25 protein-coding genes are annotated in these 25,869 nt (G+C 41.6%); 19 read left to right on the forward strand and 6 right to left on the reverse strand.

Features of this window, described 5'->3' with window-relative positions; genetic code table 11:
• Nucleotides 1-67 precede the first annotated feature (67 nt).
• From ACEO2X_RS03860 to ACEO2X_RS03875, 4 genes are all read left to right on the forward strand, one after another.
• Nucleotides 68-1,780, forward strand: a complete 1,713-nt coding sequence (locus ACEO2X_RS03860; protein ID WP_019837405.1) for an AAA family ATPase — start codon at nucleotides 68-70, stop codon at nucleotides 1,778-1,780.
• A gap of 140 nt (nucleotides 1,781-1,920) precedes the next feature.
• Complete coding sequence (locus ACEO2X_RS03865) at nucleotides 1,921-2,904, forward strand: ion transporter (protein ID WP_096901190.1); 984 nt, start codon at nucleotides 1,921-1,923, stop codon at nucleotides 2,902-2,904.
• Nucleotides 2,905-3,187: 283 nt separating this feature from the next.
• Nucleotides 3,188-4,108, forward strand: a complete 921-nt coding sequence (locus tag ACEO2X_RS03870; RefSeq protein WP_371971103.1) for a LysR family transcriptional regulator — start codon at nucleotides 3,188-3,190, stop codon at nucleotides 4,106-4,108.
• Between the two features lie 130 nt (nucleotides 4,109-4,238).
• Nucleotides 4,239-5,414 carry a CynX/NimT family MFS transporter gene (locus ACEO2X_RS03875; protein ID WP_179988719.1) on the forward strand — a complete coding sequence of 392 codons (1,176 nt, stop codon included), beginning with the start codon at nucleotides 4,239-4,241 and terminating at the stop codon, nucleotides 5,412-5,414.
• A gap of 85 nt (nucleotides 5,415-5,499) precedes the next feature.
• Here the strand turns inward: ACEO2X_RS03875 and ACEO2X_RS03880 are convergent, their stop codons facing one another.
• Nucleotides 5,500-5,955 (reverse strand): DUF441 domain-containing protein, encoded by a 456-nt coding sequence (locus ACEO2X_RS03880; protein WP_004976854.1) that lies wholly within the window; start codon nucleotides 5,953-5,955, stop codon nucleotides 5,500-5,502.
• A 159-nt stretch (nucleotides 5,956-6,114) separates the two neighbouring features.
• On the opposite strand from ACEO2X_RS03880, the gene ACEO2X_RS03885 reads away from it, so the two are divergent.
• Nucleotides 6,115-6,837: a pseudouridine synthase gene (locus tag ACEO2X_RS03885; protein WP_371971104.1), complete on the forward strand. Its 723-nt coding sequence runs from the start codon at nucleotides 6,115-6,117 to the stop codon at nucleotides 6,835-6,837.
• A 101-nt stretch (nucleotides 6,838-6,938) separates the two neighbouring features.
• On the opposite strand, the gene ACEO2X_RS03890 is transcribed toward ACEO2X_RS03885, so the two are convergent.
• The 3 genes from ACEO2X_RS03890 to ACEO2X_RS03900 all read right to left on the reverse strand — a co-directional run bounded on the left by ACEO2X_RS03890 (nucleotide 6,939) and on the right by ACEO2X_RS03900 (nucleotide 8,857).
• Nucleotides 6,939-7,382 carry an N-acetyltransferase family protein gene (locus tag ACEO2X_RS03890; protein ID WP_371971105.1) on the reverse strand — a complete coding sequence of 148 codons (444 nt, stop codon included), beginning with the start codon at nucleotides 7,380-7,382 and terminating at the stop codon, nucleotides 6,939-6,941.
• Between the two features lie 93 nt (nucleotides 7,383-7,475).
• Nucleotides 7,476-7,832: a type II toxin-antitoxin system RelB/DinJ family antitoxin gene (locus ACEO2X_RS03895; RefSeq protein ID WP_004976848.1), complete on the reverse strand. Its 357-nt coding sequence runs from the start codon at nucleotides 7,830-7,832 to the stop codon at nucleotides 7,476-7,478.
• 110 nt (nucleotides 7,833-7,942) lie between these two features.
• Nucleotides 7,943-8,857 carry a pseudouridine synthase gene (locus tag ACEO2X_RS03900; RefSeq protein WP_154320807.1) on the reverse strand — a complete coding sequence of 305 codons (915 nt, stop codon included), beginning with the start codon at nucleotides 8,855-8,857 and terminating at the stop codon, nucleotides 7,943-7,945.
• A 216-nt stretch (nucleotides 8,858-9,073) separates the two neighbouring features.
• Between ACEO2X_RS03900 and tsaE the strand changes: the two genes are divergently transcribed.
• From tsaE to hfq, 4 genes are all read left to right on the forward strand, one after another.
• Entirely contained in the window at nucleotides 9,074-9,550 is a 477-nt protein-coding gene (tsaE, locus tag ACEO2X_RS03905) for a tRNA (adenosine(37)-N6)-threonylcarbamoyltransferase complex ATPase subunit type 1 TsaE (protein WP_179995337.1), read from the forward strand.
• The gene (gene mutL / locus ACEO2X_RS03910) at nucleotides 9,543-11,525 is read left to right on the forward strand and encodes a DNA mismatch repair endonuclease MutL (protein WP_371971106.1); all 1,983 of its coding nucleotides are present in this window, start codon (nucleotides 9,543-9,545) and stop codon (nucleotides 11,523-11,525) included. The genes tsaE and mutL overlap by 8 nt, the downstream gene beginning before the upstream one ends.
• A gap of 6 nt (nucleotides 11,526-11,531) precedes the next feature.
• A complete protein-coding gene (gene miaA / locus ACEO2X_RS03915) occupies nucleotides 11,532-12,476 on the forward strand; it encodes a tRNA (adenosine(37)-N6)-dimethylallyltransferase MiaA (RefSeq protein ID WP_371971107.1) in 945 nt (314 codons plus the stop codon).
• Between the two features lie 92 nt (nucleotides 12,477-12,568).
• A complete protein-coding gene (hfq, locus tag ACEO2X_RS03920; protein WP_154320804.1) occupies nucleotides 12,569-13,087 on the forward strand; it encodes an RNA chaperone Hfq in 519 nt (172 codons plus the stop codon).
• A gap of 169 nt (nucleotides 13,088-13,256) precedes the next feature.
• On the opposite strand, the gene ACEO2X_RS03925 is transcribed toward hfq, so the two are convergent.
• Entirely contained in the window at nucleotides 13,257-14,555 is a 1,299-nt protein-coding gene (locus ACEO2X_RS03925; protein ID WP_371971108.1) for a peptidylprolyl isomerase, read from the reverse strand.
• Nucleotides 14,555-17,002, reverse strand: coding sequence for an LPS-assembly protein LptD (locus ACEO2X_RS03930; RefSeq protein ID WP_371971109.1), 2,448 nt, complete (start codon nucleotides 17,000-17,002; stop codon nucleotides 14,555-14,557). The genes ACEO2X_RS03925 and ACEO2X_RS03930 overlap by 1 nt, the downstream gene beginning before the upstream one ends.
• Nucleotides 17,003-17,122: 120 nt before the next feature.
• On the opposite strand from ACEO2X_RS03930, the gene ACEO2X_RS03935 reads away from it, so the two are divergent.
• The 10 genes from ACEO2X_RS03935 (at nucleotide 17,123) to kdsB (ending at nucleotide 25,860) form a co-directional block, all read left to right on the forward strand.
• Nucleotides 17,123-18,136, forward strand: coding sequence for an aminoglycoside phosphotransferase family protein (locus ACEO2X_RS03935; RefSeq protein ID WP_131261487.1), 1,014 nt, complete (start codon nucleotides 17,123-17,125; stop codon nucleotides 18,134-18,136).
• Entirely contained in the window at nucleotides 18,137-18,826 is a 690-nt protein-coding gene (gene murU / locus ACEO2X_RS03940; protein ID WP_131261486.1) for an N-acetylmuramate alpha-1-phosphate uridylyltransferase MurU, read from the forward strand. It begins immediately after the preceding gene.
• An 84-nt stretch (nucleotides 18,827-18,910) separates the two neighbouring features.
• Nucleotides 18,911-19,543, forward strand: coding sequence for a 16S rRNA (guanine(527)-N(7))-methyltransferase RsmG (gene rsmG, locus ACEO2X_RS03945; RefSeq protein ID WP_131261485.1), 633 nt, complete (start codon nucleotides 18,911-18,913; stop codon nucleotides 19,541-19,543).
• 22 nt (nucleotides 19,544-19,565) lie between these two features.
• The gene (locus tag ACEO2X_RS03950; RefSeq protein ID WP_096901175.1) at nucleotides 19,566-20,348 is read left to right on the forward strand and encodes a ParA family protein; all 783 of its coding nucleotides are present in this window, start codon (nucleotides 19,566-19,568) and stop codon (nucleotides 20,346-20,348) included.
• Entirely contained in the window at nucleotides 20,345-21,232 is an 888-nt protein-coding gene (locus tag ACEO2X_RS03955) for a ParB/RepB/Spo0J family partition protein (RefSeq protein WP_096901174.1), read from the forward strand. Before ACEO2X_RS03950 ends, ACEO2X_RS03955 begins: the two co-directional genes overlap by 4 nt.
• 31 nt (nucleotides 21,233-21,263) lie before the next feature.
• Nucleotides 21,264-21,911, forward strand: coding sequence for a MotA/TolQ/ExbB proton channel family protein (locus ACEO2X_RS03960; RefSeq protein ID WP_004976814.1), 648 nt, complete (start codon nucleotides 21,264-21,266; stop codon nucleotides 21,909-21,911).
• A gap of 9 nt (nucleotides 21,912-21,920) precedes the next feature.
• Nucleotides 21,921-22,343: a biopolymer transporter ExbD gene (locus ACEO2X_RS03965; protein WP_180062205.1), complete on the forward strand. Its 423-nt coding sequence runs from the start codon at nucleotides 21,921-21,923 to the stop codon at nucleotides 22,341-22,343.
• The gene (gene msbA, locus ACEO2X_RS03970; protein ID WP_371971110.1) at nucleotides 22,343-24,070 is read left to right on the forward strand and encodes a lipid A export permease/ATP-binding protein MsbA; all 1,728 of its coding nucleotides are present in this window, start codon (nucleotides 22,343-22,345) and stop codon (nucleotides 24,068-24,070) included. Before ACEO2X_RS03965 ends, msbA begins: the two co-directional genes overlap by 1 nt.
• Nucleotides 24,071-24,073: 3 nt before the next feature.
• Entirely contained in the window at nucleotides 24,074-25,087 is a 1,014-nt protein-coding gene (gene lpxK, locus ACEO2X_RS03975) for a tetraacyldisaccharide 4'-kinase (RefSeq protein WP_131261483.1), read from the forward strand.
• 11 nt (nucleotides 25,088-25,098) lie between these two features.
• Complete coding sequence (kdsB, locus tag ACEO2X_RS03980) at nucleotides 25,099-25,860, forward strand: 3-deoxy-manno-octulosonate cytidylyltransferase (RefSeq protein ID WP_004976805.1); 762 nt, start codon at nucleotides 25,099-25,101, stop codon at nucleotides 25,858-25,860.
• The last annotated feature ends 9 nt before the right edge of the window (nucleotides 25,861-25,869 follow it).

Raw genomic sequence — 25,869 nt, forward strand, 5'->3', positions numbered from 1 at the left:
GACTTGAGCCTTAACTTTTGGCTCAAAACTCGTTAGGCTATAGCCGTTCAATCATGGTATAAGTCTTATGAAACAGGAAACTGCACTTAAACTTTTAAAAGCAGGCGAAAATGTCTTTTTAACAGGCTCGGCTGGTGCGGGTAAAACCTATACCCTGAATCAATACATCAATTATTTAAAAGCGCGTAAAGTGCCCGTGGCAATTACGGCATCTACAGGCATTGCAGCAACGCACATGAATGGCATGACCATTCATACATGGGCAGGCATAGGCATTAAAGATTTTTTGTCCGATGCCGACCTGAAAAATATGAAAGAGCGCAAATATCTCAAAGAACATTTAGAAAATGCGCAAGTGCTGATTATTGATGAAATTTCGATGTTGCATGCCAAACAACTGAATTTGGTCAATCAAGTTTTAAAATATTTTAAAGACAGTGATGACGCTTTTGGCGGCATTCAAGTGATTGTCGCAGGAGATTTTTTCCAGTTACCGCCTGTAGGAAAAAACGATGAGCGCAATCGTGACAAGTTCTGTTTTATGTCAGAGGCGTGGGTCGAAGCTAAATTTCGAGTCTGTTATTTAACTGAGCAGCACCGTCAGGGCGATGACTACTTAAATGACATTCTCAATGCAATTCGTGCACAAAGTATTGATCATCAACATATTCAGGCTTTGGAGCACACCCGCCATCAAGATATTGGCGACACTTTCACACGTTTATATACGCACAATATGGACGTGGACAATATCAACTTTAAGCATCTGAATGAAATTGAAACTGAGAGCAAGCAGTTTGATGCCGTGTGTGATGGCAATGAAAAGTTGATTGAAACGCTGAAATCATCCGTACGTGCGCCTGAAATTTTAAATCTAAAAAAACATGCCAAAGTGATGTTTGTTAAAAACAACTTCGATATGGGCTATATCAACGGCAGTTTGGGCGAAGTGATTGGCTTTGAAGAAGATGACGATCACGGTATTTTGCCTAAAGTAAAATTGACCGATGGCACAGTATTACTGGTCGAGCCTGAAACTTGGTCGGTGGATAATGATGCAGGCAAAACCATTGCCAGTTTCCAGCAAATTCCGCTGCGTTTGGCATGGGCAATTACCATCCACAAATCACAAGGTATGACCTTAGAAGCGGCAGAAATCAATCTTAGCCATACTTTTGAAAAAGGGCAGGGTTATGTGGCGTTGTCACGATTAAAATCGTTAAGCGGTTTGCGTTTATTGGGATTTAATAGCCAAGCTTTGGAACTCGACAGTTTAGCGATTAAGGCTGACCGCCGTTTTCAGGAATTGTCTGAAGAAGCTGAAACGCACTATGAGCTGATGGATTTAACCCCACAACATAATGCATTTATTCGTCACTGTGGTGGCACGTTGAACGAAACCGAAATTTTGCGCAATGAAAAGAAAATTGCCAAAGGTGGAAAAACCAATTATGCGACTGCCACGTTAGATGAAACCCGCGCTTTATTTGAAGAAGGTTATGATATTCAGGATATTGCAGTAGAGCGAGGTTTAACTCCTGCAACTATTATCAACCATTTGGCACGTTTGCAAAAAGAACAAAATCTGGATATTTCAGTGGCACATCCAGGTGAAGAAGTGGTGGAAGAGGTCCGTAAAATTTATAAGCGATTAATGAAGCGTCAAAATGCAGAGCACTTCAGCGATGATGGCGCAATTAAACTGCGCCCGATTGTTGAAGCGACTAGTCCACGCATGGGCTATGATCAGGTGCGTTTAGCATTGCTGTTTATTCAGTAGTTTAGTCATTTGGATAATGATGACTTATACTGCAATTCTGCATTAAAAATGCCCGCTTAACGTCACATAAAATACTATCATTTTGAGAAAAACTTCGGTTAAACTGCCATCACTGTAAGCCTTAAAATATAATATTCGGTATGGCATTTACACCGTGGTACACATTTCGAAAATTTGTCTATAACAACTTACACGACGATGACTATGAAACATGGTTTAGTCGTTGCATTAACTATTTTTTAATTTTACTGATTTTAGGCAATGCCAGTGCGGTTATTTTAGAGTCGGTGAATGATGTCTATCTTGCCTATCAGGTATTTTTTGACCATTTTGAAAACTTTTCCATCGCAGTGTTTACGCTTGAATATTTGCTGCGGATTTGGAGTATTGCCGAAAAAGACCCGTTTATTTCGCCGTGGAAACAGCGTGTAAAATGGCTTACCAGCGGTGGGGCAATTATAGATTTGTTGGCGATTCTACCTGCTTATATTAACTTCTTTGTGCATCTAGATTTACGGTTCCTAAGAATTTTACGTTTACTGCGTTTGTTAAAACTGACACGTTACTTTGTATCATTGCAAATTTTATTAAGAGTGATCGAACGGGAAAAAGGATCATTTCAGGCAGTCATTTTTATTCTCTCTATTATGATTGTGATGTCTGCCGCAGGTGTGTATGTGGTGGAAAGCAAGGCACAGCCTGAAGCCTTTAGCTCAATTCCCGCTTCGATGTGGTGGGCAGTGGTGACTTTAACCACAGTCGGTTATGGCGATGTCACACCAATTACCCCTTGGGGCAGAATTTTAGGTGCGTTAATTACGGTATTGGGTGTCGGCTTGGCAGCATTGCCTGCAGGTATTTTAGCCACAGGTTTAGCCAACGAACTTGAACAACGTAAGCAGCATTTAGGGTTGAAATTTAGAGAGCTATTGCAAAATAGTGAGATTGATCTGTTAAATGATCAAGAAAAAATTGAAGATTTACGCAAACAAGTCGGTTTAACCACTGAGCAAACCCAAGATATTTTATTGCAGTTAATTCGTGAGCGTCGTGAAGAAGAGCTGCGTTTAGAACAGGAGCCTTATAAATACTGCCCACATTGTGGAGAGAAGTTGTCGGAGTAAGCGAGGCTTGGGTTAAGAATTTCAATTCTAGTTTGGCTCTGCACGTTGGAAGCCTAAAACATGCTTGCTGAAAGCCATATTATTTTTATGGAATTGTATTGATTTCGTAGTAAATATCATCGAATAAAAACTAAGATGAAGAAAACTCATTATTTACATGCTAAGATTAAATTAATTCATTATTAAATTGAATCATGTTTGGCTTTGTTTCTTATTTTGCAAAATAAAAATGCGACCTAGGTCTAAACATGCAGTCAATAACTTGAAAAACTAGGAACAAGCAATGCTTGAAATTCGCCACTTAAAAACGCTATCAGCCCTGCGTGAACATGGTTCTTTGGTTGCTGCCGCCAATGATTTATGTCTGACGCCATCTGCCATTTCTCATCAACTCAAAGAACTAGATCATTGGTATGGCGTAGAAGTGGTGAACCGTCGTAGTCGCCCTGTGACATTTTCCAATGTCGGACAGCGTTTATTGAAACTGGCGGATGATGTCCTGCCACAAATTCAAATCACCCAAACTGATATTACCCGCATTGTGCATGGTCAAACGGGGCGAATTATTTTTTCTTCGGAATGTCATAGTTGCTTTGACTGGTTGATGCCGCTGCTGAATCAATATCGTCAGCAATACCCTGATGTAGATTTAGATTTTGCTTCAGGTTTTGAAGCCAATCCGCATGAATTATTGCAAAACGCAGAATTTGATTTATTGATTACCGCAGACCCGATTGCCTTAAAAGGTATCGAATATTTTCCAATTTTTGAATATGAATCGCGTTTGGTGTTGTCAAATACTCATCCTTTAGTACGTGCCGAGCGCATTACCGTACAGGAGTTGGCAGAAGAAACCCTGATTACCTATCCTGTCGATAAACACCGTTTAGATATTATGTCTAAGCTATTCATTCCAGCCAATATTCAGCCAAAAGCTATTCGTACTACAGATTTAACCCAAATGTTGATTCAACTGGTGGCGAGTGGGCGAGGGATTGGCGCATTGCCAGATTGGGTGGTGAATGAATATGAGCAAAAAGGCTGGGTAACTTCACGTCGTTTAGACTGCGTTGATGCGGGAGGATTACGCCGTACCTTGTATGCGGGTTATCGTAGCGAAGAAAAAGAAAAGTGCTATTTTGAAGGCTTTTTGAAGCAATTAGAGAAATTTTCCCAAAAACGCACGCAGTATTATTCAAGTTAAAAATCGTACGATCAGCATCGTAAAGAGAATGCTAATTTATCGCTAAAAACACTAAGCTCATCTAAATCTCCACTAAAAACAGTGAGATGTTCTTGCTAAGCTTGCCTTGCGAAAATTAAGGGAGAGCGCAGTGAGTTCGGTACGTTGGCTGACAAAGGATTTGTGGATTGTTGCTGCGGGTTTTATGGCAGCAATGCATATTGGTAAGTTGCCACCGACTGTACCCATCCTACAAGCTGAACTCGGAATTAGTTTGGTTCAGGCAGGTTTTTTGCTGTCTTTGGTACAAGCTGCGGGCATGTCTTTGGCGTTGTTGCTAGGCAGTTATACCGCAAAAATTGGCTTAAAACGCTGTGTACTTTTGGGTTTGTCTTTATTGGCAGGTGCAAGTTTTGTTGGTGGTTTTGTACATAGCTTTTCCGCACTATTAAGTCTGCGTGTAATTGAAGGTTTTGGCTTTTTACTGATTACACTCAGCGGCCCTGCATTTATTCGTCAACTGGTTGCAGTGGAGCAGTTGCCTGCCAAAATGGGGCTGTGGAGTGCCTATATGGGCGGTGGGATGGGTATTGGTTTACTAAGTACGCCGTTTTTACTGACCATCTTGGATTGGCAAGGCGTGTGGATGTGTTTGGGATTGTTATCCTTTGCGCTCGCAATCATCATTTATAAAGCCGTACCGAGTGTGCAGATCAGCACGCAAGCCATTGCCATCTTTGAACTGATTAAAAGCACTTTGAGCCATCCACCCGCATGGATATTGGCTTTGGTTTTTGGTGTTTATGCAGGGCAGTGGTTCAGTTTGGTGGGTTTTTTGCCGACCATTTATCAGCAATATCAAATATCTTTACAAACCGCAGGTGTGCTCACAGCTATGGTTGCAATGGCAAATGCGGTGGGTACATTTGTATGTGGGTTGTTATTACAGCGTGGGCTGAGAGCGCAAGTGTTGATGCAAATGGGTTTTGCGGTATTGATGCTATGCGCACTGAGTTTTTATATTTTGCGTGATGTTTTACCATTCATTGTGCAGTTTTTATTGGTCATCCATTTCTCTTTATTTGGTGGTTTAGTCGCAGCTGTGGTATTTGCGCAAGTACTTAATTTTGCACCACAACCGATTGCGATTAGTACCACCGTAGGTTTGGTGTTGCAGTGCTCGGCAATTTCACAATTTTTATTGCCGCCTGTGGTCGCAGCTATCGTATCTGCCACAGGAACATGGCTTTGGGTTGGTATTTTAATGGCCGTTTTATCTGCAATGGGAATGATATTAACATCTATCTTGTTTCGCAAAGTGGCTTAGATTTGGATGGTTTTTATTGAAATTGGTTGATACAAGACGATGAATTCAAGCAAAACCATCTAAACCAAGCGTCCCTAAATCTATGTTAAGAATAGCCAATAAACAAGGTGAGAATTCCTGCTGCAATCAGTGGTCCCACAGGCACGCCACGTAGCACAGCAACACCTGCGACTGTACCAATCAATAAGCCTGCGACCACATCAGGCTGATTGGTCATGAGCTTGACACCACGCCCGCCTAACCATGCCACAAAAACACCAATTGCAATCGCAAGTAAAGATTTCCAACTCAGGAAAGATTTTAGAATTGCTTCGCCTGGAAGTTTGCCACTGGCAATGGGTGTCAGTACGCCAATGGTGAGAATGATAATGCCCAGATTTAAGCCATGCTGCTGCAATAGTGGGAAAAATTCACTTAGCGGCGTAATTCTAAAAACAATCAGTACTGCTGCGGCAATGGTCACAGCCGTATTTTGGCTAAAAATACCGCATGCGAGTAGAACGATCAGCACCATCAGGTTAAGGTCTAATTGAGAGAGCATGGTGATCCATAAAAGGGGAAATAAATTGGAAAAGTGCAGTTATTGTAACTGTTTTGAACTACAAGCGGGCAAGGTACGCAATGTGTTCAGAATTTACGGTGTATTTGGTTTAGAATAGCAGCAAATATATTTATACTTTTTATCATTAGGTCGCTCATCATGTTGTTGGAAAAAATGTTGCAATCACAAGGCTTTGGATCACGTAAACATTGCCAACAACTCATTAAAAATGGTGCAGTCACCATTATGGGCGAAACCCAGACCAATCCTAAATTCGCGATAAAAATTGCGCCTGAAACGGTTTTGCAATTTTCGGTGTATGGGCAAAATTATCAATATCGTGAAAAGGTCTATATCGCCTTACATAAACCACAAGGCTATGAGTGTTCGCATCAAGCGACCCATCATTTTAGTGTGTTTGACTTGTTTGATGATGTATTGCTGAATCGTGGTTTGCAGTGTGTTGGACGCTTAGATCAGGACACCACAGGGCTGTTATTGCTGACGGATGATGGACAGTTTTTACAAGCATTGACCCATCCTAAAAAGCATGTGGTAAAAGTGTATGCTATGCACACCGCAGACCCGATTAATGCAACACAAATCCAGCAACTTGAGCAGGGTGTCGCATTGCGCAATGAATCAGGGACATTTGCTGCAACAGAGGTACAACAGCTTGCTGAACATGAATTGCAGATGACCATTCATCAAGGTGTTTATCACCAAGTTAAACGTATGCTGGCAGCAGTGGGCAATAAAGTAGAACAATTACATCGTCAGCAAGTTGGTGCATTAAACTTGACTGATTTGGCTTTAGATGTGGGTGAATGGATGTATTTAAGCCCTGATCATGTCGAGTTGGCAAAAAGCCGTATGGAATAACATGAGTTTAGCTGAGCTTTCATCAATAGCTTATGAGCAATGGCTTACGTCAGATTAAATTTAAACCCTTTGCCTAAAGCCGTAATCGTCAGATCAGGTGACTATTTTAAAAAGCAGTGATAAGTCTGGAATTCATCATCTTTGACAAAGCCCATCTTTTCATACAATTGGTGGGATTGGTAATTACTTTTTTGTGTTTCAAGGCTAATCCGTAGCGCATTTTCATGTCGTGCAAATAAAATTGCAGTATCAATGAGCTGTTTGGCCGAACCTTGTCGTCTAAAAACAGGGGTGACATAAACGTCATCTAAAATATAGTAGGTCGAGCAGGCAACCGAAGAAAAGCCTAAATAAAGTAATACAAATCCAGTGATTGTTTGATCTTTGATATGAATGAAAATCACACTTTCCTGATTTTCAAAACGCTGTTTTAAGAATGCTGCTGAAAGGCTTAAATTCGAGGATGCACCATAAAACTGACGATACTCATCGAACAATACAGCAAGTTGGTCTAAGTCTTCTAAAGTGGCACGTCTTACAATCATTACGATACTCCATGCTTTTTTATTGTCCTTGCATGAAGCATAGCTAAGTTTTTAAAGTAAATTTTTAAAGAATTGTTTAAAAATGCAACACTGTTAATTTTTGTCAGTTTCACCCAAAATTGCATTGAGTTCATCAAACAAGTCTAGATGTTCATCATCCAGTTCAAAATCTTCAACACTATTATTGCCAGTTACAGATGCTTCATTGCTTGGGGTTGCATCCACTAGCGTTGCTTTTTGCTCTTGTTTTAATTTGCGTAACTTAATCAATTGTTCCAGATTAATATTCTGATTTTCAATTGAAAAGGGAATTGATTTAGTCAGCACGACTTGCTTAAAAAACAAACGTACCGCTTGCGCAGGCGTAATCCCCAACTGTTTAAACACAGCAAAGGCTTGTTTTTTCTCTTGAGAGTCCAAGCGTACTTGATAGACTTCAGTTTTTCTCATAATTTTTAATAGAAGGAAATAGATTTAAATTTTAGCAATATTGTAAACAATTCATTTGTAATTTCAATATGACTACAACGAAAATCCACTATTTTGTAATGACAAACATATTACAATGTCAATTCTTGCTGTGCGCTAAAGTGGAATTGTTGCTGGCTAATCGGGTCAAAAAAACTTAAATGCTTGGCAAGCAATTGTAGCGGTGCAGAAAAATCATCTGCTTGTTTGTGCTGTAAAATGGGATAAAACGGGTCGTTCTTAATCGCAATACCTAAGCTATTTAAATGCACACGCAGTTGGTGCTGCTTGCCTGTTGTAGGCTTTAATTCATATTTTGCCCATGTTTGATTATGTTCAAGCAAACGAATTTCTGTTTCGCTGTTAGGTGTGCCTGCCACGACGTGCATCAAATAAAAAGGTTCACCTTTTTCCATGCGTAATTGCACAGTACATGGTAGTGACAAATTAGCTTGATAAGGCGCAATGGCATGGTAGGTTTTTTGCACCTGACGTTCTGCAAATAATTGCTGATACACCGCCCGAGTTTCTGGTTGTTTGGAAAACAGCACCACACCCGCAGTTTCGCGGTCTAAACGATGAATAGGCGTGAGCTGCTCATTCTGTGTTTGTTTTTTTAAGCGTACTAATAGGGTTTCTTGTACATATTGCCCTGTAGGGCTCATGGTCAAAAAATGTGGTTTATCTACAACCAATAAGTGTTCATTTTCAAATAAAACTTGATGCTGAAAAGGCACGGCAACTTCATGCGCTAAAAAACGATAATAAAAAATATCCTGATGTGCGCTATAAGGTGTATCTAAATCTAAACGCTTGCCTTCGGCATCATAAACCAGACCATCCTCAAAGCGTTGCAGCCATTCCTGTGCAGAAATATGGGCAAACTGGGCACATAAATAACGAAAAATTGATTCAGGCTGTGTGCTTAATTTGGGTAAATGCAATTTGCTGGCGCTCACACCATCTAGCATGGGTGGAACAAAGGTGTTGGGATGAGTCGACTTCATCTGCAAATTGCTCATATTCAGGTGGGAGAGTTTCTTTTTCATCATATTGAAAATAGCCTAAGCAGCTTGGGTGCTAAGCTTAATAATCTTGATTCATTGCCTTGTCTAAACTTGTTATAAATTGTCCACATTTACACAGTTTTATCCATCAGTACATAGGCTTTAAAGCAGTGCGATGCTATCATAATTGGTCTTTTGAATCATGTCGTGAGCGTTATGCAGTATTCATTTAATTTGGCTTTAAATAATGAGCAAGATACCCAAAATCTGGCGCAGGTTTTGGCAACGCATTTTCGGTCGGGTGTGATTTATTTAATTGGTGATTTAGGCGCAGGAAAAACCACTTTATCGCGTTATTTTCTACATCATTTGGGGCATCAGGGCGCGGTTAAAAGCCCGACTTACACCTTGGTGGAACCTTATCAAATACAAGGACAAGATATTTTTCATTTTGATTTATATCGTTTAAATGATCCTTATGAATTAGAGCTGATGGGCATTCGTGATTATTTAGAAACCCCAAATGCCTTGTTTTTATTTGAATGGCCATCAAAAGGTGGCGATGAAATTCCGCCCGCAGACCTGATCATTGAAATTAAAAAATCGGAAGATGAATTAAGCCGTACTGCAACGCTAAGTTCGTCTTCGGTTGCATTACAACAAGCTTTGGAGCAACAATTTAATCATGCCTAATGATGTGTTAAATCTACGTCGGATCCACACGCTTGAACCTGCCTTAGCCAACCAAATTGCTGCGGGTGAGGTAATTGAGCGTCCTGCCTCTGTGGTCAAAGAACTACTAGAAAACTCCATTGATGCAGGTGCAACCGAGCTAATTATTCGGGTGGCACAAGGCGGCAGTACACTCATTGAAATTATTGATAATGGTCGTGGCATTCATGCTGAAGATTTGCCTTTGGCGGTGACTCGTCACGCGACCAGTAAAATTCAAACGGCTGATGATTTACATGCTATTGTCAGTTTAGGCTTTCGTGGTGAAGCACTGGCATCAATTGCAGCAGTATCGCGTTTGACTTTGGTCAGTAGCCAAACTGAAGATGGTGTCGGTTATCAGGTCGAAGTCAATGGCACTGCCTTTGACCATCAAGATATTCAGGCCGTTGCTGCACAAAAAGGCACACATATTCGGGTACAGGATTTATTTTTTAATGTGCCTGCACGACGTAAATTCCTGAAAAAAGCGGGTACAGAATTCGGACATATTGAAGAAATTGTGCGTCGTTTGGCACTCACACATTTCGATATTCGTTTTGTTTTGGAACACAACGACAGCATCAAACTGAATTTACCCATTGCAGACAGTGGCGAATTGCGTTTTCAGCGCGTGCAGCAACTTTTAGGACGAAACTTTGTCGAAAATGCCTATTGGATAGATGCTGACAGTGTCACCATGCACTTATCAGGTTGGTTGGGGCATCCTTCCGATGCACGTTCACAAGCCGATCTGCAATATGTGTATGTGAATGGACGTATTGTAAAAGACAAGACCATCTCCCATGCTTTGCGTATGGCATACGAAGGTATTTTGCATGGACATCAACATGCTGCATATTTGCTATTTTTAGAAGTAGAACCTGAAAATATTGATGTCAATGTGCATCCGACCAAGCATGAAATTCGCTTTTTAAATCAGCGAGAAGTTCATGAGTTTGTAAGACATTACGCCAAAGAAACCTTAGCTCAATTTCAAACTGCAACTGCAGATTTAGCTACAGCCATGAAAGCCGATCCTATCGAACAAGCTGCGCCTTATGTGGTGCAACCGCGTTATCAGGAACAATTTTTACTGCACAAACATGCCGAGGCAAATCCTTACAATTCCGCTGACGATGCAGTAGATGCGTACACGATGCAGCCCGCTTCACAAGCGGGAAGTGAGTTACTTACCGATTTTAATCAGAGTCAGCCGCAGACAGTTCAATATAACCGACCTGTGCAGAGTAATTATCAAGGTTCGCAACAGCTCAACAATGCTTTAAAAAGCTATCTCGCGCCTTTACGTGATCTAGATCAAGACTCAGCCAATCTTACGCAAACAAACACAACACCTGCGGTGGATGAGCATCCCCTCGGCATTGCAATTGCGCAATTGCATGGTATTTACATTCTGGCGCAAAACAGTGAAGGCTTGATTATTGTAGATATGCATGCCGCCCATGAACGAATTGTGTTGCAACAGATGAAAGCCGCTTGGGATAAACCTGAGTTTTGGACTTCGCAGCAATTGCTGATCCCCAAAGTTATCAGCATTAGCCGCATGCAAGCCATGCGGGTGGATGATTTAAAAGAACAATTGGCACGACTGGGCTTGGAAATAGACCAATATGGCGATGAACAGGTCATTGTGCGCGGTGTGCCCGCGATTTTGCATAAGGCAGATTTTGCCGAATTAATTCCTGAATTACTTGATGATTTAGACCCGAATGATGAAGCGCAAGCCTTGTTGCAAAAGCGTGATCATATTTTGGCAGGAATGGCATGCCATAGCGCAGTACGTGCACACCGAATGCTGAGCCTTTCTGAAATGAATGCCTTGTTACGTCAAATGGAACAAACTGAATTTGCCAGCCAATGTAATCATGGTCGTCCAACATGGCGTGCTTTTCCATTGGTTCAATTAGATAAACTTTTTGCTCGAGGAGAGTAGTGTTACATGTCAAAACAATTGCCGGTCATCAATTTAATGGGACCAACTGCAAGTGGTAAAACTGCTTTGGCATGTGAACTCTATGAACTAGGTCATTTTGAGCTAATTTCAGTCGATTCTGCGCTGGTTTATCGAGATATGGACATTGGTACAGCCAAGCCGACTAAAGCGGAGCAGGCGCGTTATCCGCACCATTTGATTGATATTATCAGCCCGCTTGAAGTGTATTCTGCTGCGCAATTTGTTGAAGATGCCTGCGCCTTGATTGACGATATGCATGCGCGTGGCAAAACCCCAATTTTAGTGGGCGGAACCATGCTGTATTTTAAGGCATTGCTTGAAGGTTTATCTTCAAATTTACCCAGCGCCAATTACCAAGTACGTGCTGAAATTGAAGATAAAGCCGCGCGTGAAGGTTGGGAAGTTGTATATGCAGAATTATGCGCGGTAGATACATTGGCGGGACAAAAGTTTAAAGTGTCCGATAAGCAACGTATTATTCGTGCTTTGGAAGTTTATAAATTAACAGGCACACCAATTACCCAACTGCAAGCAGAACAACCTAAAAATGTACCATATCGTTACACTTTTCATAACCACGCCTTAGTGCCTGATCGGGTAGAATTACATCAGCGTATTGAAAAACGCTTAGAGATCATGTGGGAAATGGGTTTTTTAAATGAGGTGCGTCATCTTATTGAAAAATACGATTTAGATGCAAATTTACCTTCCATGCGCTCTGTCGGTTATCGTCAAGCTTTAGAGTTTTTACAAAAAGGTGATGAAAGTCGCGGAAAAATGCAGGAAATGGAGGATAAGGCGCTATTCGCAACACGACAACTTGCGAAACGTCAATATACTTGGCTCAGATCGTTGCAAGAATCGCATAAATTTCACACATATTTTACGATAAAGCAGGCTCAAGAAGACTTGCGAAACTGGTACGGATAAAGCAAAATTTACACACTGTCTTTTTTATAATTTTTAATTGAAAAATAAAGATAGTTTTTGCGCTGATTTTTAATTATTTTTGGAGTTATAACATGTCTAAAGGTCAAACTTTACAAGATCCGTTCTTAAATTCTCTCCGTAAAGAACGTATTCCTGTTTCTATCTTCCTTGTGAACGGTATCAAGCTACAAGGTCATATTGAATCTTTTGACCAATATGTTGTTTTATTGAAAAACACGGTAAGCCAAATGGTTTACAAACATGCAATTTCTACAGTTGTTCCTGCACGTAATCCACGTCCAGCGGGTGCACCAGCAGGCGGTCAAGGCGCAGGCTTTGGTGGTCAAGGTGGCGGCTTCGGTGGTCAAGGTGGTGGCTTCGGTGGTCAAGGCGGCTTCGGTGCTCAAGGTGGTGGCTTTGGCGGTCAAGGTGGCTTCGGTGGTCAAGGTGGTGGCTTCGGTAGTCAAGGTGGTTTCGGTGGTCAAGGCGGCGGCTTCGGTGGTCAAGGTGGCTTCGGTGGTCAAGGTGGCTTCGGTGGCGGTCAAGCAACTGGCGGTTTTGACAACGATTCTAAATTTGAAGAATCTTCAGAAGACGATAACAACCGTTAATTGATCTTCTTAAAAAACCTCTCGAAATGAGAGGTTTTTTTATGTCTATGGTTTTTTTATCAAAGTCGTATTTTGGTAGTGGCTAAGATGAAGTGCAAATGGTAAAAAAGCATAAAAAACCAGTGTTGCTACACTGGTTTTAATTTTGGAAATAGCAGAAAACTTAAGCTTAGTTTTTCTTGCGGTCTAAGCTTGGGTCTTTAATTTCTACAAAAGCATTGTTACGTGTTTCACGTAACCAGCTATCCAATTCAGTATCAAACTGGCGTTCACCTAGTATTTGACGTGCCATACGTTCTTGGTATTCACGAGTCATATCTTGCTGGCGTGTATCGGTCACTTGCAGTACATGCCAACCAAACTGGGTTTGGAATGGTGCGCTAATTTCACCTTTTGCAGTATTTTTCATTTGATTTTCAAATTCTGGCACCATCACGCCAGGATTCACCCAGCCTAGACTGCCGCCATCACGTGCAGAGCCAGCGTCATTAGAGAACGTCGCTGCTAAGGTTGCAAAGTCTTCACCCGCTTTTAAACGGTTGTGAATACTGTCAATCATGTGTTTCGCATTTTCAGGGCTTACGACTTCACTTGGCTGAATCAAGATATGTCGAGTTTGATATTGTGGAACTAGTGCACGTTGCTCAGTACTTTTGCGCTCTAAGAGCTTGACCACATGAATACCATCACGGACTTCAATCAGTTCACTGGTTTGACCTACATTTAACGGTGTAATGCGTGCAGCAAGTTCTGCAGGAATATCCGTTAGGTTACGTAAACCCATGTCTGCAGATTGTACGGTTACACCATTGCCTGTGTATTTTTTGCTAATGGCTTGAATATCGTTGCTTTGTGCCAATTCAGCTTTGACTTGTTGCGCAACTTGTGCGGCATTTTCTGCTCCAGAAACACGCACATGCAAAATATGGACTTGGTTGCCTAAGGCAGCCTGACCTTGTGGGGTTTTTAGAAAGTTATCAACGTCTTGATCGCTAATTTGAATACGTGACATCACCACTTGCTGACGCAAACGATTCATAGCTAAATCTTCGGCAATACGATTACGTAAAAACGCATAACTGCCTGGTGCAGATTTATCTAATTTTTGCTGAAAAGTTTCTAGGCTGTTTGCGCCATTTTGCTGTGCAACTTTTAAAACTGCTTCATTTAAAGATTTTTCATCAGCTTTAATGTTATAGCGTTTGACTTGCTCTAATTGCGCTTGGCGTACAATCAGTTGTTCTAAAGCTTGTTGTTCTAAAATGTGTTGTGGTGGAACAGGGCGCTTTTGCATCTCAAGTTGTTGTTTGAGTTCAACCACGCTTTGCGCTAAATCACTTTTTAAAATGACACTATTGTCAACTACAGCCACAATTTGATCATTCGCAGCAAATGCAGGCAGCGCTGCTGTCATGCAAAGTGCTAAGGTTGATGCTTTTAAAAATCGTTTTAACTGTTCTGTCTTCATTAACGTTGTGTCCAAGATTGATTAATTTTATTAAAACCTAAAATACGGTTTTCAAGCAAAGATGCAAGTTTATTATTGAAACCGCCTAAACCTTTCAAATTTAATTCCGCCATAATGGCACGTTTTGGTTTTACACCGGCATCGGTAACATCATCTAAATCGTTATAGTAAGAGCGACCATAGACTGAGATGCCCCAACAGCACGACTCATAGTTCACACCTAGCAAATATTCACGCGCAACGCTGTTGTCTAGGTCATATTGAGCATGACCTAAAATGCGCCAGTTGTTGTGAATAGGTTGAATAAACGATGCCACAACTTGATCATAATGATCTTGACGGTTTGGAATAACACGACGGTTAATATAACCAAAGCTATATAAGTTGCCTTGATCACCCGTGTAAAGCATATTGACACTGCGCTGTGCATTGTCGCCATTTGACATCCATGCAGCATTGGCACCCACACTGAGGTTTTGACTTAGCTGACTGGTTAAGCTCACAATTGGCCCAGTACGGTTTTCCGTATTAAATTCGTCTTCGGTATTATCCAACGTGACACGACGATCTTCAAAGTAAAAACTTTGACCAATTCCTGCTCTAAGGCGTTCTAAACCAATTTCATCAAACAGGCTATAGCTTAAACCCAAAGACAAAAAGTTGTTATCTTCTAAACGGTCATGACCATAGAAACGGTTTGGACTGAACAGCTGGTCATAATTAATAGAAGCGGTTACAGAGTCAAAGTTCGGGTGGTCGTTTTGATTGCGGTACGGTGCATAGGCATAGAACGCACGCGGGGTGATGGTTTGCAAGAAGCGACCATCTTTTTCAAAGGTAATCCCTGTATCTAAAGTGAATTGCGGAACAGTAACCGACTCACTTTTACTTGAAGATTTATACGTATCTGTACTTAGGGTCTCTTTGTCATAGAAGGTGTTGATGTTACGTAACGATACTTCAGGAATTACAAATGACCACGGGTTGCGGTAGTTGTAACGCACAGCAAAGTCATTATAAATACGCGTACCACTTGGTTCCCCATCTTGCGCAGCTAGATCTTTTTTGAAGTAAGCTGTGTCGTTATTAAATTCGACTTGGAAGCCTTGAGGATTGCCCGTTTTATAGTTCAATAAAAATTGTGGTAGGCGTGCATAAGGGCGATCCACAGATGGAATCGTCTTATCCAGGGTTTGGAAATCTTCAACTTTGAGCTGTGCTTTTAAACCCGGTATGCCGTTACGATAATTCAACTCCCAAGCACGACGTAAATTTAGGTCGGTTTTAGAGTTCGGGTTGTTATTTAAATCGGCAAAGTAGTCTTTGTCCGATGCATAGTTATATTCTAAGTTGGTTGAAAATTGTTCGTTGATTTGCCAGCCGTGTAAAAAATGTAAGTCTTTACGGTCTTGGTCATCATATTTGGCATCCGATGCTAAATAACCGCCCCAAATTTTACCTGAACCAAAATTTTCAGTTAAATAACGGAATTCACCTTCTAGCATCGCGCCACGATCAGCAATATAACGTGGGCTAACGGTAGCATCAAAATTCGGTGCAAGGTTTAAATATACAGGCACAGATAGCTCGACACCACCATCATTGGTAAAGCCAAAACTAGGCGTCAAAATACCTGTGGTACGGCGGTCATCAATTGGGAAATTGAAGTAGGGTACAGCCAAAACTGGTACATTTTTCACATACAATTTGGTGCCACGTGTTTCACCGCGTCCCGTTTCCTGATTCAGCTTAATTTCATTGGCTTGAATTTTCCAGGTTGGCGCTTGCTCGGGTGGGCAGGTGCTGTAGGTGGCGTTATTGAGTACCATGGTATTGGTTGAGGTACGTGCAATTTTTTCTGCCATGCCATGCGCATGCTGTTCTTCAGCAATATAAAAACTGTTATTTAAATCGCCTTGCTGAGTTTTAAGGTTGTAGTTAATTTCATCACTTTGCGCAAGTAAACCAGCTTGTGCCATTTGTACACGACCTTCGGCTTTGGCAAAGGTTTGGGTCTGATCAATGGTAATTTTATCGGCGCGAATTTGACGGCCTTGCTGGTCAATCAGGACATTGCCTTCTAAGACAGAATCGCCATTTGGGTCATAGTGACCATAATCGGCAGTAACGGTAGAGGTTGCTTCTGCAGCGTCTACAGCAACTGTATTTGAACTGATAGGTGTCAGCCAAGCACCTTTACAATAAGCCGAGCTGGCTGTGTTACCAAATTGTTGTTGCGCTTCGGGCGTTGCTTTATCAACATAATATTGCTCAAAGAATTGCTGACCTGGGTAAGTCTCTTGAATACTTTGTTTAAGCCGTTGGTTGTCAATATGACTGACCGATGAAGCCTGATCTGCTGTCTGTGCATAACTGGAAACAGAGTGACCACATAACAGAGTTAAGACCGCAGTCGCTAAAGGATTAAATTTAAACTGATGCTTCATTTATCTCATCAACCAAGAGTGCTTAATCGCAATTAATTATTGTCGCATCATAGAGAAAAAGCGCAGAAGTAGCTACACTTAACACTTTAAAAACTCAGCCTGTATTAGAATTTATTGCAAATGAATACACAACGCGAACAATTGATACAAACATGGATAACATCTGTACTTGGTTCAGATCAATTTGAAACTCATTTTTTAGCAGGCGATGCAAGTTTCCGTCGTTACGCACGAATCAAATTGAATAATAAAACATTTATGCTCATGGATGCACCACCAGAAAAAGAAGATTGTGGTCCTTTTGTGACGATTGATGAGTTTTTTGCTGCCCATGGCGTGCGCGTGCCAAAAATTGTAGCTAAAGACCTGACACAAGGCTTTTTGTTGCTTGAAGATTTTGGTGATGTCTTATTATCTACCTTGCTGAATGATCAGACTGTAGATGACTACTATGCGCAGTGTTTTAAGCAGTTAATTCAATTACAAGATATTGATGGTACCGCACATTTCCCTGAATACTCGTATGACAAACTGATCAGTGAAATGGAACTACTCACCGACTGGTTATTGCCTGCCTTACAGATTCAGCCAACGGCTGAAGAAAGTGCATTAATTAAACGTACATTTGCAATTTTGGCCAATGCCGCTTTGGCTCAGCCACAAGTGATTGTGCATCGCGATTTTCATAGTCGTAACTTAATGAAAATTAATGATGATACCGAGCTAGGTGTAATCGATTTTCAGGATGCAGTGATTGGTGCAGACACCTATGACCTGATTTCAATTACCCGTGATGCTTATGTACAGTGGAATGCTGAGCGTGTGTATCGCTGGTTTAAAATGTTTTATGACTTGTTGCCGGCAGCATCTAAGCAAGACCGTGATTTTGAACAATTTAAAAAAGATGCCGATATGATGGCGATTCAGCGTCATATCAAAATTTTAGGTATTTTTGTGCGTTTATTTGAGCGTGATGGTAAATCGGGTTATCTCAAGGATTTACCGCGCGTAATGTGGTATTTACTTGAAGAAAGTAAACCTTATCCAGAATTACAACCATTTATGCACTTTATTCACACGACAGTAATGCCAAAATTTACAGCCAAATATGGTCAGTATGAGGTGGTTGCCTAAATGAAAGCCATGATTCTTGCTGCAGGCATGGGTAATCGTATGCGTCCTTTAACGTTGCATACACCTAAGCCATTATTGGAAGTCGGTGGTAAGCCTTTAATTGTGTGGCACATCGAAAAATTACAAAAGATGGGTGTGCAGGAAATTGTCATCAATACGGCATGGTTGGGTGAAAAACTTGCAGATGCTTTGGGTGATGGTTCGCAATTTGGTGTGAAAATTTTGTGGTCGCATGAAGGCGAAGGCTTAGAAACTGCAGGTGGCATCATCAATGCGTTGCCATTATTGGGCAATGAACCTTTTATATTGGTGAATGGCGATGTTTGGACCACCATGGATTTTGCGCCACTATTAAATGTGCAGCTTCAAGACGACTTGGCACATTTGGTTTTGGTGGAAAACCCTGTGCAGCATCCGCAAGGTGATTTCACTTTGGCTGCAAACAAAGCCTATACTTTTGAGCAAGCACGCTCAGGTGAAAATCTGACTTATAGTGGCGTGGCGGTGATGCATCCGCAAATGTTTAACGGTTTGGAATCGGGCAAACGTCCGCTTGCGCCATTGCTCAAACAAGCCATGCAGCAAGAAAAAATTTCTGCACAGAAATTGCAGGGTGTTTGGGTGGATGTTGGCACTCCTGAACGATTAAATACGCTAGATCAACAAATTCAGCAGGGTGTGTACGCTTAAGTGCATATTCACTAAGCATTCGCCCCTATGACTGCAACTATAAATCGGTATACTTCCATTAACTTTTTCGAGATGTGAATTGTGATGCATTCGTTTTTTCAGGAACTCAAGCAAGGTAGTCAGGCTTTAGGTTTAGAGCTCAGTGATGAGGCTTTAAATTTATTACTCAAATACCAAGATGCTTTGGTGCTATGGAACAAAGCGTACAACCTCACTGCAATTCGTGACCCGAAAGAAATGCTAGTGAAGCATTTGCTAGATAGTCTGAGCATCCTCAAAGATTTGCCTGCAGGTCGTTTACTGGATATTGGTACTGGCGGTGGTATGCCGGGCATGATTATTGCCTTGTGTCAGCCTGAGCGCGATTGCGTGTTATTGGACTCGAATGGTAAAAAGATTCGTTTCTTAAAACAGTTTATTGCCGATTTAAAACTGAAAAACGTCGTGGCAGTTCAGACCCGTGTTGAAAATGAAGACAGCATCCGCGAGTTAGGTCAGTTTGATGTAATTACCAGTCGTGCTTTTGCATCTTTAACTGACTTTGTAGCCGCGTCAAAACCATTTATGCATGAGCAAAGTATTATTGCATCTATGAAAGGTTTGATTCCTGCCGATGAAGTAGAGGCATTGAAAGATGAATTCAGCTGTGAAATTATCGAGCTTAAAGTTCCGCGCTTAGACGAACAACGTCATTTACTTTTATTAAAACGTATCTAATTTTCAAAGGACTGGGGTGATCATGGCACAAATTATTGCGATTGCGAACCAAAAAGGTGGTGTCGGAAAAACCACAACCGCAGTAAATTTGGCAGCATCTTTGGCTGTTTTGAAAAAGCGCATTTTATTGGTCGATATGGACTCACAAGGCAATGCCACCATGGGTTCAGGCATTCAAAAAAATGATTTGCTGTATTCAGTGACCGATGTATTGTTGGGCGAAGTGCCGATTGAAACTGCAATTAGCAAGGCAGAAGTTGGTTATAAAGTTTTGGGTGCCAATCGTGATTTGGCTGGGGTTGAATTGGTGATTGCTGAGCAAGAGGGGCGTGAGTTTATTTTGCGCAATGCCTTGCAAGAAGTTGCCAAAGACTTTGATTATATTATTGTCGACTGTGCACCAAGTTTAAGCTTAATTACAGTAAACGCTTTAGCAGCAGTGCAAAGTGTAATCATTCCAATGCAGTGCGAATATTATGCACTTGAAGGTTTGGCTGACCTGACGCAAACCATTGACCGTATTCAACAAGCACTCAATCCTGATTTAGAAATTATTGGTGTATTACGCACCATGTATGATGCGCGTAATGCCCTAACCCGTGATGTGTCTGAAGAATTATCACACTATTTTGGTAAAAAATTATACGATACCGTGATTCCGCGTAATGTACGCTTGGCAGAAGCGCCTGCACACGGTTTACCCGTCATTTATTTTGAAAAAAGCTCAAAGGGTGCAGTTGCCTACCTGAATTTAGCAGCTGAAATGTTGAAGAAAAGCAAAGTGAAAAAAGGAAGTAAAGCATGACCACAAAAAAACGCGGATTAGCCAAAGGTCGTGGTTTGGATGCCTTATTGGGGTCAATCCAGAAAGAAAAATTACAACTTGAAGTGCAATCTTTAGATCATGGTCAGCTAAAACAAATTGATGTCAGTTTATTAAAACGTGGTGAATATCAACCGCGTCGCTTTATTCAAGAGCAAGATTTACAGGAACTGGCGGCATCTATTGAAAAACATGGTGTAATGCAGCCAATTGTGATTCGTCCGATAGATGACGAACAACATCCTTATGAAATTATTGCAGGTGAGCGTCGCTGGCGTGCTGCACAGTTGGCAGGTTTAACTGAAATTCCTGCAATTGTGCGTGATTTGACCGATCAGGTCGCGATTGCTTTGGCATTAATTGAAAACATTCAGCGTCAAGACCTCAACCCAATTGATCAGGCAATGGCGTTACAACGCTTTCACGATGAGTTTGGCTTGAGTCATCAGGAAATTGCCGAAACCGTAGGTAAAGCACGTACCACGGTCAGTAATTTATTGCGTTTACTCACTTTGGCTGAGCCTGTTAAAGAGTTGATGCAGCAAGGCTTGCTAGATATGGGTCATGCACGTGCTATTTTAACTTTGAAAGCTAAAGATCAGCTCAAAGTCGCGCAGCATGTAATTGAAAAGAATTTATCGGTACGTCAAACCGAACAGTTGGTACGTGACTTTAATGCGCCAAAACAAGAAAAGCCGAAAACGGCTATTGCGCCTGATATTCAACAACTCACGCAACGTCTTTCTGAGCGTTTTAGTGCAGATGTTAAAATTGATTATAACAAGCAAGGTAAGGGCAAATTGACCATCAGTTATCACTCTCTGGAAGAGCTGGATGGTATTTTAAATATTTGCCTGTCCGATTAATTTTAATTCGTATTTTATTGGGGAAAAGCGAATGTGGGAATTGGTAAAAGCAGGTGGCTGGCTGATGCTGCCGTTGGTATTGTGCTCGGTATTTACCGTTGCAATTACCATTGAGCGTTTTATGCGTTTAAAGAGAGCAGGTATTTTGCCCAATGCGTTGTTGCTCAACCGCGGGCAAAGTTTAGCGACTGTGTTGCAACAACTGAATCAAAGTGCCAACTTAAAAAACAGTACATTAGGCCGTATTTTTGAGGCGGGTGCGCGTAACAAACAACAATCAGAACACTATGCGCGTGCACAAATGGAAGCGACAGCTTCACAAGAAATTGGTTATTTAGAAAAAAATATCAACTTCTTGGGTACGCTCAGTGCAGTTGCGCCATTATTGGGTTTATTGGGTACAGTGCTTGGGATTATTGAATCATTTTTAGTGATTGATGTGGGTGCAAGTAATCCAACCTTAATGATTCCAGGGATTTCTAAAGCCTTAATTACCACTGCTGCAGGTATGTTAATTGCAATTCCAGCCTTATTTGCCTATCGTTATTTTCAGCGTTTGGTGCAAGAATATACTGCTGAGTTAGAGCAGCAAGCGACTTTGTTTCACGCAGGATTATTTCATCAGAGTCAACCTCATCAGCTTGATGCGGATGTGCAAGATGTGAAAAAAGTAAGCTAAGGTGAGTTTATGAAATTCAAACGCTCGCAAGTTGAAGATATTCATATTAACCTGACTCCAATGATTGACTGTTTACTGTTCATCTTGGTGTTTTTGTTGCTTTCGACCACATTTAACCAATTTAGCCGTATGAATTTAACTTTGCCAGATGCGCAAGGCGTACCACCAAAATCTTATGAACATAAAATTGAAGTCGTGGTAGATTCTTCAGGGCATTATTCTGTCAATGGTCAGGCACTTTCGACTAAGGAAGTGGCAGATTTAAGCACAGCAATTAAACAAATTTCTCAAGATCGACACGATTTAATGTTTATCATTGCTGCAGATGCCAAAGCCACTCATCAAGATGTGATTCGAGTGATGGATGTCGCAGGACAACTTGGTTTCGTCAACATCAATATCAGTACGAAAGTCCCAACTCGAGGTTATTAGTGAAGAAGGATTTACAGGTCTATCGCCGTCTTCTGAGATATTTGCTCCCATTTTGGGGCTTGGCAATCTTGGTGATTATCGGTTTCGCCATTAATGCAGCCACAGAAGTATCTGTGGCAAAACTCTTGGAAAAAATTATTAATGCCATTCAGGAGCGTGACCAATCTTTCACCACACTATTTCCGCTATTAGTCATTGCACTGATGTTTTTCCGTGGTTTGGGAACTTTTATTGGCGGTTACTATACCGCAGTGATTTCACGTAATTTGGTATTCAATATCCGTCAGGAAGTCTTTGCTAAATTGCTGCGTTTACCTGCACAGTATTACTTAGATAATACCAGTGGGCACATTACTGCCAAAATTATGTATAACGTAGAGCAGTTGACCGCTGCATCTACAGAATCGCTGCGTACATTGGTACAACAGGGTTTGATTACACTCGGCTTGCTCGGCTATTTGCTGTATACCAACTGGCGTTTGACCCTCTGTATTTTGGTATTTGGCCCATTAATTGGCTTGCTGATTCGTAAAGCTGCAAAACGCATGCGTCGTTTATCTATTCAAGTACAAGACACCATGGGGGATGTAAACCACGTGGTGCAAGAAACGGTGAATGGTAATTTGGTCGTCAAAGGTTTTGGTGGTCAGACCTATGAACAAAGCCGATTTAAAGAAAACTCTTTAGAAAACCTGCGTCGTGGTTTAAAGATGGTGGCGGTGCAACAATTGAACAGCCCAGTGGTGCAGTTCATTATGTCCATTGCTTTGGCAATTATTATCTGGATTGCCTTACGTCCAGAAATTCTACGTGATATTTCAGCTGGCGAGTTTGTGGCGTATATCACTGCAGCAGGCATGTTGAGTAAGCCAATTAAAGCTCTTACCGATATTAATGAAAAATTACAACGCGGCTTGGCAGCAGCACATTCAGTCTTTGAATTGCTCGATATGCCTGAAGAAGACAATCACGGGACGCTTACACCAGACTTAAAAGGCAATTTGCAATTTAAAAATGTGAATTTGGTGTATTCAGATGGACACCATGCCATTCATGATTTCAATCTAGATGTCAAAGCAGGCGAGACAGTGGCTTTGGTCGGTCGTTCAGGTGCGGGTAAAACCTCATTGGTCAATCTGTTGGTACGTTTTCAGGAAGTATCTTCAGGGCAAATTTTGTTTGATCAGCATGATATTCGTGACATTGAGCTGAATAGCCTGCGTTCACAAATTGCTATGGTCAATCAGCAAGTGGTATTGTTTAACCGTACGGTGCGTGAAAATATTGCCTATGGTCAGCTTGAAGGTGCGAGTGATGAAGCAGTGATTGCTGCAGCCAAAGCGGCTTATGCACATGACTTTATCATGGCTTTACCGCAAGGCTACGACACAGCATTAGGTGCGCAAGGTTTGAATTTGTCGGGTGGTCAGCGACAGCGTATTGCCATTGCACGTGCAATCTTGAAAAATGCACCGATTTTAATTTTAGATGAAGCCACCAGTGCTTTAGACAATGAATCTGAATACTTTATTCAACGTGCATTTGATGCGGCTATGCAAGACCGTACCACCATTGTCATTGCACACCGTTTATCTACCATCGAAAATGCTGACCGTATTGTAGTGATGGATCAGGGACGTATTTTAGAACAAGGTACTCATCAGGAACTCATGGCGCAAAAAGGCGCGTACTTTCAGTTGCATCAGCGTAACTTCGAGGAACATTAATTCATGTCTTTGGCACAATTTATTCAGGACGCTTGGCAGCAACAGGCCAAATGGCTGGTTGTGCTTAGGCCCTTGTCTTTATTGTACCGTGGCGTGAGTTTGCTCAATCAAAACTTATATCGTTCAGGTATTAAAACCGCTTATACCGCGCCCGTACCTGTGATGGTGATTGGCAATATTACTGTGGGTGGCAGCGGCAAAACCCCTTTGCTGATTCACTTGGTCAAATATCTACAAAGTTTAGATGTTCGTGTTGGCGTGATTAGCCGTGGTTATGGCGGAAAAGGCCCATTTCCAGCCTATGTCAGCATTGACGCTAATGTTGACGTAGTGGGCGATGAACCGACTTTGATTGTGCAATCTACAGGCGTACCGATGGCTGTGGGGCCAAATCGTCAAAAAAGTATTGAATTGTTACTTGCACAGCATGAATTGGATTTGATTATTAGTGATGATGGTTTGCAGCATTTGGCTTTAAACCGTCAATTGGAATGGATTGTTTTAGATAATAATCGTGGTTTGGGTAACGAGAAAATATTGCCCGAAGGTTATTTGCGTGAACCAAAATCTCGATTAGAGCATGCCACGGTGATTGAACATGCAGCGCAACCGAGTTCTGAATTAAATATGCATTTGGCCGTTGCAGCGCCATACTTATTGCATCCCGCACAAGAATTAATTTTTGATCCGACCCAAAATTTTTATGCTGTCGTGGGCATTGGCTTTCCTGAGCGGTTTTATAAAACTTTAGAGTCGATGGGTGTGACCCAATTTCAATGTCATGAGTTTCCAGACCATCATGACTATGAAATTACCGATTTGCAGTTTGAAGATTCGCAACCGATTATTACCACAGAAAAAGATGCAGTAAAGTTATTGCCTCTGTTAAAACAATATCCAGATTTTCAGCGTGAAATTTGGGTTGTACCTGTAGATGCAGTATTGTCATCGGCCTGCTATGTCACCTTACATCAACAATTGAAACAATTGGGTTTAAACCTGCCTGAAAGACCATGATAAGGAAAATTATGAAGCACATTGTTATCCCTGCACGTTATGCTAGTTCACGCCTGCCAGGCAAACCTTTACTGGAAATTCATGGTCGTGCCATGATTTTACGTGTGGTTGATCAGGCAAAAAAAGTGGCAGGTTTTGATGACTTGTGTGTGGCGACCGATGATGCTCGTATTGCAGAATTATGCCGTGCCGAAGGTGTAGATGTAGTGCTGACTTCGGCAGACCATCCATCAGGTACAGATCGTTTAAGTGAAGTGGCGCGCATTAAAGGTTGGGATAAAAACGATATTATCGTCAATGTGCAGGGCGATGAGCCACTTTTGCCTGCGCAATTGGTGCAACAAGTGGCGCAGTTGTTAGAAGCTCAACCTGAATGCTCGATGTCTACGCTATGTGAGCCGATTCAGCAACTAGATGAATTTACTCGCGACAGCATTGTTAAAGTGGTCATGTCTAAACACAATCAGGCTTTGTATTTTAGCCGTGCCACGATTCCTTATGACCGCGATGGTGCGAAAGCAGCGACACCACAATTGCATGCACATGCGTATCGCCATTTAGGTTTGTATGCGTACCGTGTGGAATTGCTGCAAGAATATGTGACTTGGGAAATGGGAACATTGGAAAAGCTGGAAAGCCTAGAGCAATTGCGTGTCTTGGAAAATGGACATCGTATTGCCATTGCAGTTGCAGAAGCCAATTTACCACCGGGTGTAGATACCCAAGCAGACTTAGACCGTTTAAATGCAATGGATATTGCCCATTTTGAGTAAGTGAATCAC

The sequence above is a fragment of the Acinetobacter sp. AL9 genome, from assembly GCF_041464035.1.
GTDB classification, from domain to species: domain Bacteria; phylum Pseudomonadota; class Gammaproteobacteria; order Pseudomonadales; family Moraxellaceae; genus Acinetobacter; species Acinetobacter towneri.

Bases quoted from the DNA above. Each gene is read 5' to 3' on its own strand.
- ACEO2X_RS03860 (WP_019837405.1), top strand. From the start codon at position 68: ATGAAACAGGAAACTGCACTTAAACTTTTAAAAGCAGGCGAAAATGTC.
- ACEO2X_RS03865 (WP_096901190.1), top strand. From the start codon at position 1,921: ATGGCATTTACACCGTGGTACACATTTCGAAAATTTGTCTATAACAAC.
- ACEO2X_RS03870 (WP_371971103.1), top strand. From the start codon at position 3,188: ATGCTTGAAATTCGCCACTTAAAAACGCTATCAGCCCTGCGTGAACAT.
- ACEO2X_RS03880 (WP_004976854.1), bottom strand. From the start codon at position 5,955: ATGCTCTCTCAATTAGACCTTAACCTGATGGTGCTGATCGTTCTACTC.
- ACEO2X_RS03885 (WP_371971104.1), top strand. From the start codon at position 6,115: ATGTTGTTGGAAAAAATGTTGCAATCACAAGGCTTTGGATCACGTAAA.
- ACEO2X_RS03890 (WP_371971105.1), bottom strand. From the start codon at position 7,382: ATGATTGTAAGACGTGCCACTTTAGAAGACTTAGACCAACTTGCTGTA.
- ACEO2X_RS03895 (WP_004976848.1), bottom strand. From the start codon at position 7,832: ATGAGAAAAACTGAAGTCTATCAAGTACGCTTGGACTCTCAAGAGAAA.
- ACEO2X_RS03900 (WP_154320807.1), bottom strand. From the start codon at position 8,857: ATGAAGTCGACTCATCCCAACACCTTTGTTCCACCCATGCTAGATGGT.
- tsaE (WP_179995337.1), top strand. From the start codon at position 9,074: ATGCAGTATTCATTTAATTTGGCTTTAAATAATGAGCAAGATACCCAA.
- mutL (WP_371971106.1), top strand. From the start codon at position 9,543: ATGCCTAATGATGTGTTAAATCTACGTCGGATCCACACGCTTGAACCT.
- miaA (WP_371971107.1), top strand. From the start codon at position 11,532: ATGTCAAAACAATTGCCGGTCATCAATTTAATGGGACCAACTGCAAGT.
- hfq (WP_154320804.1), top strand. From the start codon at position 12,569: ATGTCTAAAGGTCAAACTTTACAAGATCCGTTCTTAAATTCTCTCCGT.
- ACEO2X_RS03925 (WP_371971108.1), bottom strand. From the start codon at position 14,555: ATGAAGACAGAACAGTTAAAACGATTTTTAAAAGCATCAACCTTAGCA.
- ACEO2X_RS03930 (WP_371971109.1), bottom strand. From the start codon at position 17,002: ATGAAGCATCAGTTTAAATTTAATCCTTTAGCGACTGCGGTCTTAACT.
- ACEO2X_RS03935 (WP_131261487.1), top strand. From the start codon at position 17,123: ATGAATACACAACGCGAACAATTGATACAAACATGGATAACATCTGTA.
- murU (WP_131261486.1), top strand. From the start codon at position 18,137: ATGAAAGCCATGATTCTTGCTGCAGGCATGGGTAATCGTATGCGTCCT.
- rsmG (WP_131261485.1), top strand. From the start codon at position 18,911: ATGCATTCGTTTTTTCAGGAACTCAAGCAAGGTAGTCAGGCTTTAGGT.
- ACEO2X_RS03950 (WP_096901175.1), top strand. From the start codon at position 19,566: ATGGCACAAATTATTGCGATTGCGAACCAAAAAGGTGGTGTCGGAAAA.
- ACEO2X_RS03955 (WP_096901174.1), top strand. From the start codon at position 20,345: ATGACCACAAAAAAACGCGGATTAGCCAAAGGTCGTGGTTTGGATGCC.
- ACEO2X_RS03960 (WP_004976814.1), top strand. From the start codon at position 21,264: ATGTGGGAATTGGTAAAAGCAGGTGGCTGGCTGATGCTGCCGTTGGTA.
- ACEO2X_RS03965 (WP_180062205.1), top strand. From the start codon at position 21,921: ATGAAATTCAAACGCTCGCAAGTTGAAGATATTCATATTAACCTGACT.
- lpxK (WP_131261483.1), top strand. From the start codon at position 24,074: ATGTCTTTGGCACAATTTATTCAGGACGCTTGGCAGCAACAGGCCAAA.
- kdsB (WP_004976805.1), top strand. From the start codon at position 25,099: ATGAAGCACATTGTTATCCCTGCACGTTATGCTAGTTCACGCCTGCCA.